The organism is Paraburkholderia sp. BR13444 (assembly GCF_040948755.1).
Taxonomy (GTDB): domain Bacteria; phylum Pseudomonadota; class Gammaproteobacteria; order Burkholderiales; family Burkholderiaceae; genus Paraburkholderia; species Paraburkholderia youngii.
In genome coordinates this window covers 268350-281112 of sequence record NZ_JBFPKM010000004.1, presented here as the reverse complement: position 1 = coordinate 281112, position 12763 = coordinate 268350, and the positions used below count along the sequence as shown (strand labels likewise).

Here is a 12763-nt window from a genome sequence, read left to right as displayed (position 1 = left end):
GTCGCCGAACGTGCGGCTCAGCCGTACGCGATCGCGACCCACTCCATCTGCAAAGTGTCGTGGCACAACCACCAGCGCGTCAGATAACCAACACATCGGCACGCACGCTTTTTCCGGAGCATTCCCACCATCTTCCGCGCTACCGTCGCGTATCGTCGTTGCGCTGCCCGCAAACGCCCGTCCCCGCGAGCTACTGCGCGGGATCGTCCCCATACGCGGGTAAACCTTTGTTTGACTTCGTCGCGCCGCCCCGTTTACTGCACGCAGCCGAACCTCTCAATCCGCTTTCATTCACCGCCCGCATTTTGTTTGGTCTGCTGAGCAGTGGTCTGCGAGCGCCCTCCCCTCTCCGACGAGGTACAACATGGTTACTATCTCCAGCAGCGCCGTCGACGAATTCAAATCCACACTGCGCGGCCAGCTTCTGCTGCCCGACACGCCGGGCTTCGACACGGCGCGCAGCATCTGGAACGCGATGATCGACCGTACTCCCGCGATGATCCTGCGCTGCGCGGGTGTGGCCGACGTGCGCAGCGGCGTCGCCTTCGCGCGCGACAACGGCCTGCCGCTCGCCATTCGCGGCGGCGGCCACAATATCGGCGGCAGCGCTGTGTGCGACGATGGCCTCGTGCTCGATCTGTCCACGATGAAATCGGTGCGTATCGACCCGGAAGCGCGGCGCGCGTATGTCGAACCCGGCGCGACGCTGCATGATTTCGATCACGAAGCGCAGGCATTCGGACTCGCGACACCACTCGGCATCAACTCGACGACCGGCGTCGCAGGTCTCACGCTCGGCGGCGGCTTCGGCTGGCTGAGCCGCCGCTACGGCATGACGATCGACAACCTCGTCGCGGCCGACATCGTCACCGCCGACGGTGAGTTCCGCCACGTGAGCGCCACTTCGCACGACGATCTGTTCTGGGCGATCCGCGGCGGCGGCGGCAATTTCGGCGTCGTTACGCTATTCGAGTTCGCACTTCATGAGGTCGGCCCGCTCGTGTATGGCGGCCTCGTCGTGTTGCCGCTCGCCGACGCGAAGGAAGCACTGATCAAATACCGCGATGCCGCGCCGGCAATGCCCGACGAGCTGGCCGTCTGGGCGGTCGCGCGGCTCGCGCCGCCGCTGCCGTTCCTGCCGCCCGACGTGCACGGCAAACCCGTGCTGGTGTTCGCGATGTGCTACAACGGCCCGGTCGACAAAGGCCCGGACGCAGTGGAAGCCGCGCGCGGCTTCGGCAAGCCGCTCGGCGAACATCTTGGTCCGATGCCCCTCGAAGTCTGGCAACAGGCCTTCGATCCGCTGCTCACACCGGGCGCGCGCAACTACTGGAAGTCGCACAACCTCGCCACCATCGACGATGGTCTGATCGACGCACTGATCCGCGCGATCGACACGCTGCCGTCCACGCAATGCGAAATTTTCTTCGGGCTGATCGGTGCGCAAACGCAGCGCGTGGCGGTCGACGCAACCGCTTACCCGGCTCGCGAGACGCTATACGCGATGAACGTGCACGGCCGCTGGGACGATGCGCGCGACGACGAGCGCTGCGTCGCATGGGCGCGCGACTTTTTCGACGCGGCGCGCCCGTTTGCGCTAGGCAGCGTGTACGTCAACTTCATGACCGAGGAAGAAGGCGGCCGTATCGCGGATGCCTATGGGCCCAACTATGAGCGGCTCGTCGCCGTGAAGAACCGCTACGATCCGCACAACCTGTTCCGCCATAACCAGAACATTCGCCCAACGCTGTAGCGACGACGCGCAACGGCAAGCAGCGCAAATCCGCGAACTGCAAATCGCCGCGCCGCCCTCGCGCAAGGCGGCGCGGCCCTTGGGCACGCTCCCTGCTAATTTGTCGGCCGTGGATGCCCGCGATGCGTGCTTCGCGCGTCGCGGCACGCCCGCTCAACGACAATCATCGCGCGCACGGAACCTCTCGTGCGCAAATGAGAACAAAGCAAAGCAAGGCGGCCAATTCGCCGCCCTCTTCCATAACGTACAACATGCGTGAGAAACGCAAAGGAAACAGTCATGCGCAGACGACAATTCATCATGACCGGCAGCGCTGCATTGGCCGTCGCAGGCCTGAGCCTCACCGGTTGCACGACGACTTCGCCGTCCTCGAACGCATCGCCGTCGGCCAATGCCGGCAAGCGCGACACGATCAACGCCGGCGTCGACTCGACGCTCGCGCGTCTCTACGAAAACGTCGACGGTTCGCGCGAGTTCGTTGCGAAAGCGCGCGGCGTGCTGGTGTTTCCGTCGGTGATCTCGGCCGGCTTCTGGGTCGGCGCACAGTATGGTGAAGGGGCGATGCGCATCGGCGGCCGCACGGTCGGCTACTTCAGCACGGTCGCGGGCTCGTTCGGGTTGCAGATCGGCGCGCAGTCGAAGGCGCTCGTGTTTCTGTTCATGACGCAGGAAGCGCTCGACGAATTCATGCACAGCCAGGGCTGGGCGGTCGGCGCGAATGCGACCGTCGCCGTGCTGAAGGTCGGCGCGAACGGCGCGGTCGATTCCTCGACCGCAACGAGTCCGGTGCAAGCTTTCGTGTTGACTAACGGCGGTTTGATGGCCGGCGTGTCGCTCGAAGGCACGAAGGTGTCCCGGCTGATTATTTGAGTATCTGAGCGCAGCGCCCAGCGGACGCATCCCTCGCGCAGCCGCGCGCGTTGCCAAGCCGTAGATGGGTCTGTACGGCGCATTCTTTATCTGCAACATCACCGCGGTATTCGGCGGACGTCCCGGCATGATTTCGGGCGCGGCGGGCTCGATGGCCGTCGTGATCGTCACGCTCGTCGGCGAGCATGGCGCGCGGTATCTGCTCGCGACCGTGATCCTGAGCGGCCTCCTGATAGTGCTGTTCGGCGTATTGCGGCTCGGCAAACTGATCCGCAGAGTCCCGCATCCGGTGATGCTCGTCTTCGTCAACGGACTCGCGTGAGGTGTGTGCTCGCGTGACCGTCGACATGAGCGCCCTCAACGCGGCCTGGCGGTTTAGCGCTGCTCCGGCAACTTGAACACCGAGATCGCCGCCGACAATTGCCCGGTCTGCGTCTTCAGCACATCGGCCGCCGCGCTCGCTTCCTCGACGAGCGCCGCATTCTGCTGCGTCGTCTTATCCATGCTCGCGACCGCGATGTTGACCTGCTCGATGCCCGAGGTCTGCTCGGCCGACGCCGCGCTGATCTCGCCCATGATGTCGTTGACGCGACGTACCGCCTGCACGACTTCCTGCATCGTGTCGCCCGCGCGTCCGACATGCTCCGAGCCGCCCGCGATCTGCGCGGCCGATTCCTCGATCAGCGCCTTGATCTCCTTCGCGGCCGCCGCGCTGCGTTGCGCGAGCGTACGCACTTCGCCCGCGACCACCGCGAAACCGCGGCCCTCCTCGCCCGCGCGCGCCGCCTCGACGGCCGCGTTCAACGCGAGGATGTTGGTCTGAAACGCAATCCCTTCGATCACGCCGATGATGTCGCCGATCCGGTGCGACGACTGTGAAATCCCGCGCATCGTGTCGATCACCTGGCCGACCACCGCGCCGCCGCGCGCCGCGGTCTCCGAAGCGTTGTGCGCGAGTTGGCTCGCCTGCTTCGCGTTGTCGGCGTTCTGACGCACGGTCGCGGTGATCTGCTCCATGCTCGACGCGGTCTCGCCGAGCGCGGCCGCCTGCTGCTCGGTGCGGCGCGACAGATCCGAATTGCCCGCGGCGATCTCGTTCGATACCGACGAAATCAGCGTCGCGCCGCCGCGAATCTGCTCGATCGCCTGTGCGAGACGCTGCTGCATCCGTTTCATCGCGGCGAGCAGGCTGGTACTGTCGCCGGTCTTCGTATCGACGATCACGTCGAGGTCGCCGTCCGCGATTCGCGACGCGATCTGCACCGCGTACGCCGGTTCGCCGCCAAGCTGACGCAGAATGCTGCGCAGAATCACGCCGATCACCAGCGACACGAGCGCGCAAAGCACTAGCGCCGCGATCACGAATTGCACGAGGGTGCGGTAGAACATCGCCTCGATGTCGTCCGTGAACACGCCGGTGACGATGGTCCAGTCCCACGGCTTGTAAAGCCGCATATAGTTACTCTTCGGCGCGAGCTGGTCGGTGCCGGGCTTCGGGAACATCAGATGGACGAATGCCTCGCCTTCGCGCTGGGTTTGCTCGGAACCCTCCTTGAACACATGACGGCCGTCCGGATCGGCGACGGTGGTCATGTCCTTGCCGACGAGGTCGGCGCGCGTGGCATGCATCAGCACGTGCGCGTGGCTGTCTTCGAGCACCAGGTAGCCGCCGGCGCCGTCGTAGCGCATCGCGCGCAGGTCGTCCATCGCGGCGCGCTGCGCGTCGGCGAGCGGCATCGTGCCGGCCGCGGCGAGCGCGTTGTAGCGATCGAGCACGCTGTACGCGATGCTGACCACGTTTTTGAGCTCGTCCTCGCGATCGGCGATCATCGTGTCGCGCGTTTTGTACGCTCCCCACAGGCCGATCGCCAGAATGCCCATGCACATCACCGCGAGCGCGAGCCACAGCCGCACTTTCAGGCGAAACCGTTCCATCTTCCGTATCCCTTGTCGTGGTTTGCGGCTGTCCGCGCAAGCGGACGCCGCAAACGTTTCATGTCGTTGTCGGGATTAACGGCGCGACGGCGGAAAACTTCAGTGCTACTTCAAGGTTGCGGGATTCAGTCCGCCGGCAGCGTCAGCGCCGCCACTTCGCAGCGCGGCCATTGCCGCAGCACGTCGGGCGACATCAGCAGCTTGGCCGCGCGCACGCCGGCGCCCATCACGATCTGCTCACGGTCCATCACCGCGGCGTCGACCAGCACGCGCCAGTCGGCCGGCAGACCAAAGGCGGTGATGCCGCCGAACTCCATCTGGCTATGCTCGACCGCCGCCTCGCGCTTCGCGAATGACAGCCGCTGCGCGCCGAGCGCGGCCTTTACCGCGCCGTTGATGTCGAGCCGCCGGGAGCCCAGCGACACCAGCGCCGCATAGTGCTCGCCACCGTCTTTCTTGTAACGGATCACGATCGTGTTCGCGCAGTCTTCGAGGCCGAAGCCATAGCGCGCGCTGAATGCGGCGGTGTCGGAGGCGTCGTCGGTAACCGCGAACACCGTGATTCCGTGCGCGGGCAATTGTTCGATGACATGCGCGGGCAGATGCGCGCTCCACTGGTCGCGCTCGATGACGTCCAGTTGCCGTACGAGTTCGTGCGAATGCATGATGAGCGGAAAGGTGACATTAACCCGCTGCATTCTAGCGGTACACGCGGGCGGCCGCGGAACGGGCCATGCAAGCAGGCCATGAAGCCCACCGCTTAACTTGTATAGTGATGGGCACGAGGTTTGCGACCAAGCAAACACCGTGAAAGCGCCGTCACGATTCAGACACGATCATGGACATCGACACCCTTTCTCGCGAGAACCTCCAGCAGGCCGCGCGTCACCAGGCCAATTGGGCGATGGGCGCACTTCGGCAGTTCACGGAGAACCGCTGTCTGGAGATGGCGGCGAGCATCGCGTTCTATGCGGCGTTCTCGCTCGCGCCGACGCTCGTGATGGTGATCGCGGTGGCCGGCTGGTTCTTCGGACCGGCGGCCGCGCGCGGCGAGCTGTTTGGCCACATCAACGGCCTGATCGGCGACCAGGCCGCGGCCGGCGTGCAGACGATCGTCGAGAACGCGCACCACGCGGGCGCCAAAGGCGGCATCGCGACGATCATTTCCTTTTCACTGCTGGCGATCGGCGCGTCGGCGACGTTCTCGTCGCTGAACAGCGCACTCAATATAGTGTGGCCGTACAGCGGGCCGCGCACGGCCAGCTGGCTCGCGCTGGTGCGGGTGCGGCTGATTTCGTTCGGGCTCGTGCTCGGCGTCGCGTTCCTGCTGATCGTGTCGCTGGTGCTCGATACGGTCATCGCCTTTATCGGCGAATGGCTGTGGGGCGACTCGCCGTATGTCGTGATCGGCAATCTGCTACAGCTCGGCGTCGGTCTGCTCGTGTTGGTCTTCGCGTTCGCCGGACTGCTGAAGTTCCTGCCCGACGCCCGGGTGCTATGGCGCGATGCGCTGGTGGGCGGCATCGTCGCGGCCGTGTTGTTTACGGCCGGGAGAAAGCTGTTCGCGCTCTATCTCGCGCATGCGGGAATGGCCAGCGCGTTCGGCGCGGCCGGCTCGCTCGCGGTCCTGCTGATGTGGCTGTACTTCTCGGCGCTGGTGCTGCTGCTCGGCGCGGAGTTCTCGGCGGCGCGCGGCAGGCTGCACGATCCGCGCGGCGGCTGGGGCATGCAGGCAGAAGCGCCGCCGGGCAGCCGCGCGAAGCTCGCGTCGGTGCTGGCGGCATCGACCGTCGCGGCAAATGCGGTTTCTTCGGCTCGCTCGGCTGTGCCCGTCGCCGGCCACACGACCGCGCCGCTGCCGCCGTCGGGGATCGACGCGGCGGTGCAAAAGCGCTCCGCGCATGAAACGGCGGTCGACGTGACGCGCAAGGTGCTCGACGTCGAAGCGCAAGCCACCCGTCTCGCGGCGTCGGCCATCGTCGAAGCGCGCCGCAAGGCGACGGCCGCCGACCGCTACGTGCGACGCAACCCCTGGACCTCGGTGCTGCTCGCGGCCGCCGCGGGGCTCACGGCCGCGGCCGTGGCGCGCCGTGGCGCCGATAGGCGCTGAAACGTGTTGCGCCGTTAAACCGCTCGATCGCGCTTGGACACAACGCACCTTTTCTGTCCAGCATGTCTAGTCATTTTGCTGGCTGTTTCTTTTATGCTTTCGCTACAAAATCAGGCAGACGTGTAGACGACTAGATTACACTTTCCATGCAAATCGACGCTGAAAGTGCGTCAAATCACCCAGTCACTATCAACAAATCAACAATAATGCGCATCAGGCCAATAAATATTGCGCAAATAGAAATAATAGTTGATGGCTTTAAATACAAGGGTTTGCCTCGATTGTCAGTTTTTGGCGACACTCTTTTTTTTCCGTTTCTACCCGGCGGATGCGCTGAGCTATTCTGCTTTCCGCAACAACGAACAATCATCTGCGTGGAGAAATGGATGAAACGAATCGCACTGTCTACCCTCTCGCTGGCGCTCCTGGGCGTCGCCGGTATCGCACACGCGCAAAGCAGCGTGACCCTGTACGGCGTGCTGGATGAGTCGATCCAGTACGTGAACAACGCTACGCCGAAGGGCGGCAGCCTCGTTCAATTGTTTGGCGGCAACCTCCAAGGTAACCGTTTCGGCCTGAAGGGTACGGAAGACCTCGGCGGCGGCCTGAAGGCAATTTTCCAGTTGGAAAACGGTTTTGACATCAACACCGGCAAGCTGCAGCAAGGCGGCTCGATGTTCGGTCGTCAGGCTTACGTCGGTTTGACGGGCGACGCTTGGGGCACGTTCACGGCCGGTCGTCAGTACGACCCGCTGGTCGACATGATCCAGCCGCTGACGGGCGACAACTACTTCGGTAGCACGTTCGCTACGCCGGGCGACGTCGACAACAACGACAACAGCTTCCGCGTCATCAACTCGCTGAAGTACGTGTCGCCGGTCTGGTCGGGCTTGCAGATCGAAGGTCTGTATGCTCTGGGCGGCGTCGCAGGCGCGACGGGTTCGGGCCAGACGTGGTCGGGCGCGGCAACGTATGCAACGGGTCCGTTCAGCATCGCTGCTGGCTACCTGCACGCAAGCAATGCCAATTCGCCGGCTACGCGTGCGGCTGCAGGCGGCTGGGCAGGTACGGCAGCGCCGGGCGCCACGTTTGACACCAATTTCCCGGCCAACGCCGGCATCAACGCGGCTTACGCTGCGTCGAAGTCGATCGGCATCGCGTCGGTAGCGGTTCAGTACGTGACGGGCCCGTGGACGGGTAACCTGTCGTACAGCAACGCACAGTACAAGCCGGACGCGAGCTCGGGCTTCGCAACGACTCAGAAGTACGAAGTGGGTCGCGCGTACTTGGGCTACCAGCTCACGCCGGCAGCACTGGTCGGTATTGGCTATGCCTACACGAAGGGTCACGGCGACGCGTCCGCAACGTATAACCAGGTGTCGCTGGGCGGCGATTACAACCTCTCGAAGCGTACCGACTTCTACCTGGTCGGCGCATGGCAGCACGCCAGCGGCGAACAGCGTATTCCGGGCGCCGGTGGTGGCCTTCAATCGGCTACGGCTTCGATCGGTTCGTACGGCAACCAGTCGAGCACCAACAACCAGGTCATGGTCAGCCTGGGTATCCGTCACAAGTTCTAATCGAACTTCAAGTCGGACCTGCTACGCAGCTGACGAGCTGCGTAGCCAAAAAACCAGCCACAGGCGATGCCGGTGGCTGGTTTTTTTTCGTCCCGAGGTTTTGGTGTGATTCGACGAGCGCGACACGCGCTGCGAATCCGACGCAGCTAGCGCCGCTGCGCCTTGCCCTTGTCGGCCTGCGCGAGAATTTGCGCGGGCGACACGTCCTGCTCATGCTCGACCCCATTGGCGCCGACCGGCGCGCGATATAGCACCAGCGCCCGCTCCGGATGCGGCGACGGCGCATCCAGCGACTGCTGCCAGTCCGGATCGGGAATCTCGGCGAACACCTGGCGCAAACGCTCGCCCCACGTGCGGTGAATCATGTCGAAGTACGCGTTGTCGCGATCGATCGACACGAATCGCGTGACGCGCAGCGCATCCTTCTCGTACACCAGCAGATCAAGCGGCAAGCCCACCGACAGGTTCGAGCGCAGCGTCGAGTCCATCGAGATCAGCGCGCACTTCGCGGCCTCGTCGAGCGGTGTGGACGGCGTCAGCACGCGGTCGATGATCGGCTTGCCATACTTCGCCTCGCCGATCTGAAAGTACGGATTCACCGCCGACGCCTCGATGAAATTGCCCGCCGCGTAGATCATGAAAAGCCGCATGCGGTTGCCCGCGATCTGGCCGCCGAGAATGAAGCTGCAATTGAAGTCGACGCCGAACTTCTGCAGCGCCGCGGCTTCGCGCTCGTGCACGCGGCGCACCGCGCTGCCGACCACGCGCGCGGCGTCGGCCATCGTCGGCACGCTCCACAGCGTCGGCTCGCTGGCATCGGCGGGCTCGGACAGCTCGTGCAGCACCGCCTGCGTGATCGACAGATTGCCGGCGCCGAGCAGCACCAGCACGCGTTCACCGGGCTGCTCGAACACCGACATCTTGCGCGCGGTACTGATGTGATCCACGCCCGCATTGGTACGCGTATCGGACAGGAATACGAGGCCGTCGTTGACGGCCATCGCTACGCAGTAAGTCATAACGAATCCGCAGAACGCGAGGGAACCGGGCTATTGTAATGCGGCGCACTGGCGCCCTTTATCGGTGTTTACGGCCTTTTTTATGGCCTTTTTCGCAGCCTTTAGCGTTGCGACGCGGCTACTGCGACATCTGCGTGCTGACCGCCACCGCCACGTGCAGCTCCTCTTCGAGCCCGCCGATGCGTCGGCCGCGCACCGGTGCCGCCGTCTCATAGTCGCGCGCGACCGCGAGCCGGCAATAGATCTCGCTGGCAAACCCGGCATGCGTGACGTCGAGCGAAATCCAGCCCTTGTCTTCGAGCCAAACGTCGACCCATGCATGACTCGCGCCATGCGGCACGTCGCCGGGTTCGATATAACCGCTGACGTAGCGCGCCGGCACGCCGCGCGCGCGGCAGCACGCGAGCATCAGATGCGCATGGTCCTGGCACACGCCGTTGCCGAGCGCGAGCGCCTCGGCGGCCGTGCTCGTGACCTCGGTCACGCCGGGCCGGTATTGCACCCGGTGCACGATCTGCTCGGCAAGCGCAATCAGGCTTGCCGGACTCGCCAGATTCGCCACCGATTCCGCCAGTTCGCGGATCGCGCCATCGGCTTCAGTCAGACGCGTCGCGCAGGTGAAATGCTCGAGCGGAATCGGACCGGGCGGATCGCGCAGCACGCCGTCGACGAGCGGCATCGTATCCACCTCGCCCGACACGCGCAGATGAATCTCATCGTGCGGCTTGTTGATGACGAGCGTATGCAGCACGTTGCCGTAGGCGTCGAGGGTGGCGTCGAGCTTGCCCGGCGCGTCGATGCTCCAGCGCCGCACGGTCTGCCCGGCGCCGCTCGAGGGCGTCAGGCGCAACTGCTGGATCGAATAATGAACCGTCGCTTCGTAGCGGTAAGAGGTGTCGTGGCGGATCGTCAGGTACATGAGAAAACTCCGTCAGGCCACTGGCAGCATCAGATAAGTACGCGCCACCAGATTGCCCAGCTCGAACACGCGAGCGAGGAACTGCGTCAGATAGCCATGCAAACCGCTCTCGAAAATCTGCCGGATGTCGGCATACAGCAGCTCGGCGCGCAGCTTGCCGGCGAAGCGCTCGCACTGGTTCGAGCCCGACGTGCGCAGCATCGCGAGATTGCTGCACACGCCGTCGAGCGAGGCGAGCAGCGAGCGCGGCATCTGCTGATTGAGGATCATCAGCTCGACGACGCGCGCGGGCGTCACGACGTCGCGATACACCTTCCGATAGATCTCGAGCGCCGACACCGAACTCAGGATCGAGGTCCAGTAATAGAAGTCCTCGAGCTGGCGCGCGGCGTCGCGCGAGTTCGGCTCGACGTTCGCGAAACGCACATCGAGAATCCGTGCGGTGTTGTCGGCGCGCTCCAGATACGTGCCGAGCTGCGTGAAAAAGAACGCGTCGTCCTGCAACGCAGTGCCGATCGTCACGCCGCGCGACAGATGCGAGCGGAACTTGACCCATTCGAACAACGAGCCGGGATTGCCCGCGGCCTGGCCGCTCGCGAGCCGCTCGTTGAATTCGAGCCACGTGTCGTTGATGGTTTCCCACCACTCGGTCGTCAGCGTGCCGCGTACCGCGCGGGCGTTTTCGCGCGCGGCTTGCAGGCACGAATGAATGCTCGACGGATTGCTCGCGTCGGCGACCATGAAGTCGAGCACGTGATCGCGCGTCGGTTCGTCGTAACGCTGCGCGAACGCGCTTTCGAGCTCGGAAATGCGCAGCACCGAGCGCTGCGCGCGAGCCTCCTGTTCGGGCGTCTGTGGCAGCAGTTGCGCCTTCAGGTTGATGTCGAGCATGCGCGCGGTATTCTCCGCGCGCTCCATATAGCGGGCCATCCAGAAGAGGTGATCGGCGGTTCGGCTAAGCATGACGGCGTTCCATGTCTGTGATCTGAACGCGCGAGGCCTTCGTCAGCGACGAAAGCCCGCGCTGGTTATCCGTTGAGCGACGGCGGCGCACGCTCATTGCGTGCCGCTTGCCGCGCATCAGTCGACCATCCAGGTATCCTTGGTCCCGCCTCCCTGCGATGAATTGACGACGAGCGAGCCCTGCTGCAGCGCGACGCGCGTGAGGCCGCCGGCCACCATCGTGGTGGTCTTGCCCGACAGCACGAACGGCCGCAGATCGATATGGCGCGGCGCGATGCCTGTTTCGACGAAGGTCGGACACGCGGACAGCGCAAGAGTGGGCTGCGCGATATAGCCAGCCGGACGCGCGATCAGCCGCTCGCGGAAGGCCTCGACCTCGGCCTTCGTCGAGGCTGGGCCGACCAGCATCCCGTAGCCGCCCGCGCCGTGCACTTCCTTGACCACCAGCTCTGGCAGATGCGCGAGCGTATAGGCGAGGTCCTCGGGCTTGCGGCACTGATAGGTCGGCACGTTGTTCAGAATCGGCTGTTCGCCGAGATAGAACTGGATCATGTCTGGCACGTACGGGTAGATCGATTTGTCGTCGGCGATGCCGGTGCCCATCGCATTCGCGAGCGCGACCCGGCCGGCGCGATACGCGGTCAGCAGACCCGGCACGCCAAGCGCGGAGTCGGGGCGAAACGCGAGAGGATCGAGAAAGTCGTCGTCGACGCGCCGGTAGATCACGTCGACGCGCTTCGGTCCCTGGGTGGTGCGCATGAACACGTAGTTGTCGTCGACGAACAGATCCTTGCCTTCGACGAGTTCGACGCCCATCTGCTGCGCGAGGAACGTATGCTCGAAGTACGCGGAGTTGTACATGCCCGGCGTCAGCACGACGACGACCGGATCGTCGACGCCTTCCGGCGCGACCGAGCGCAGCGTATCGAGCAGCAGATCGGGGTAATGCGCGACTGGGGCGATGCGGTTCTGCACGAACAGCTCGGGGAAGAGCCGCATCATCATCTTGCGGTTTTCGAGCATGTACGACACGCCCGACGGCACACGCAGATTGTCTTCGAGCACGTAGAACTCGCCTTCGTCGCCGGCGCGCACCACGTCGACGCCGGCGATATGCGCGTAAACACCGAGCGGCACGTCGACGCCCTGCATCTCCGGACGATACTGTGCATTGGTATAGACCTGCTCGGCCGGCACGATGCCCGCGCGCACGATGTTGCGATCGTGATAGACGTCGTGGATAAACAGATTGAGAGCCTGCACGCGCTGTCGCAAACCCGCTTCGAGCGTCTGCCATTCGCCGCGCGGGATGATGCGCGGAATCAGATCGAAGGGGATCAGCCGCTCGGTGCCGGACAGGTCGCCGTTCACCGCGAACGTGATGCCGACGCGCCTGAACAGCAGGTCCGCTTCCGCGCGCTTGCGTGCGATCGCTTCGTTGCCCTGGCTGTCCAACCATCGCTCGAAGCGCGCGTAATGCGGCCGTACGCCATCGTCGTGATAGCGCATCTCGTCATAGCATCGCATGTCAGCCCCAGTCTTGTTGTCAAATAGAAGGCGAATGCGCTGCGCATTCGGTATTCGACCTTCGATCAAGCAAGCGTTATGCCATTG

10 protein-coding genes and 1 pseudogene are annotated in these 12763 nt (G+C 64.3%); 5 read left to right on the top strand and 6 right to left on the bottom strand.

Annotated features, from left to right (window positions below):
- The first annotated feature begins 364 nt into the window (after window positions 1–364).
- The 3 genes and pseudogenes from AB3X95_RS13930 to AB3X95_RS13920 form a co-directional block, all read left to right on the top strand.
- Window positions 365–1753 carry an FAD-binding oxidoreductase gene (locus tag AB3X95_RS13930; RefSeq protein WP_184225151.1) on the top strand — a complete coding sequence of 463 codons (1389 nt, stop codon included), beginning with the start codon at window positions 365–367 and terminating at the stop codon, window positions 1751–1753.
- A gap of 279 nt (window positions 1754–2032) precedes the next feature.
- On the top strand, window positions 2033–2623 hold the full coding sequence (locus AB3X95_RS13925; RefSeq protein WP_368621610.1) for a YSC84-related protein: 591 nt from the start codon (window positions 2033–2035) through the stop codon (window positions 2621–2623).
- A 64-nt stretch (window positions 2624–2687) separates the two neighbouring features.
- Window positions 2688–2942, top strand: a pseudogene (locus AB3X95_RS13920) (SulP family inorganic anion transporter); the annotation flags it as partial.
- Window positions 2943–2998: 56 nt separating this feature from the next.
- On the opposite strand, the gene AB3X95_RS13915 reads toward AB3X95_RS13920, so the two are convergent.
- Entirely contained in the window at window positions 2999–4558 is a 1560-nt protein-coding gene (locus tag AB3X95_RS13915; protein ID WP_368621609.1) for a methyl-accepting chemotaxis protein, read from the bottom strand.
- A 125-nt stretch (window positions 4559–4683) separates the two neighbouring features.
- On the bottom strand, window positions 4684–5223 hold the full coding sequence (locus AB3X95_RS13910; protein ID WP_368621817.1) for a YbaK/EbsC family protein: 540 nt from the start codon (window positions 5221–5223) through the stop codon (window positions 4684–4686).
- Window positions 5224–5396: 173 nt separating this feature from the next.
- Here AB3X95_RS13910 and AB3X95_RS13905 point away from each other — a divergent pair, with 173 nt between their 5' ends.
- A complete protein-coding gene (locus AB3X95_RS13905; RefSeq protein WP_184225155.1) occupies window positions 5397–6668 on the top strand; it encodes a YihY/virulence factor BrkB family protein in 1272 nt (423 codons plus the stop codon).
- Window positions 6669–7054: 386 nt separating this feature from the next.
- On the top strand, window positions 7055–8248 hold the full coding sequence (locus AB3X95_RS13900; RefSeq protein ID WP_176369716.1) for a porin: 1194 nt from the start codon (window positions 7055–7057) through the stop codon (window positions 8246–8248).
- A 146-nt stretch (window positions 8249–8394) separates the two neighbouring features.
- On the opposite strand, the gene AB3X95_RS13895 is transcribed toward AB3X95_RS13900, so the two are convergent.
- From AB3X95_RS13895 to AB3X95_RS13880, 4 genes are all read right to left on the bottom strand, one after another.
- On the bottom strand, window positions 8395–9267 hold the full coding sequence (locus AB3X95_RS13895; RefSeq protein ID WP_368621608.1) for a peptidase: 873 nt from the start codon (window positions 9265–9267) through the stop codon (window positions 8395–8397).
- Between the two features lie 118 nt (window positions 9268–9385).
- Window positions 9386–10186 carry a transglutaminase family protein gene (locus AB3X95_RS13890; RefSeq protein ID WP_176120136.1) on the bottom strand — a complete coding sequence of 267 codons (801 nt, stop codon included), beginning with the start codon at window positions 10184–10186 and terminating at the stop codon, window positions 9386–9388.
- Window positions 10187–10198: 12 nt separating this feature from the next.
- Window positions 10199–11149: an alpha-E domain-containing protein gene (locus AB3X95_RS13885; protein WP_176106622.1), complete on the bottom strand. Its 951-nt coding sequence runs from the start codon at window positions 11147–11149 to the stop codon at window positions 10199–10201.
- Between the two features lie 117 nt (window positions 11150–11266).
- A complete protein-coding gene (locus AB3X95_RS13880) occupies window positions 11267–12676 on the bottom strand; it encodes a circularly permuted type 2 ATP-grasp protein (protein ID WP_176120134.1) in 1410 nt (469 codons plus the stop codon).
- Window positions 12677–12763 lie beyond the last annotated feature (87 nt).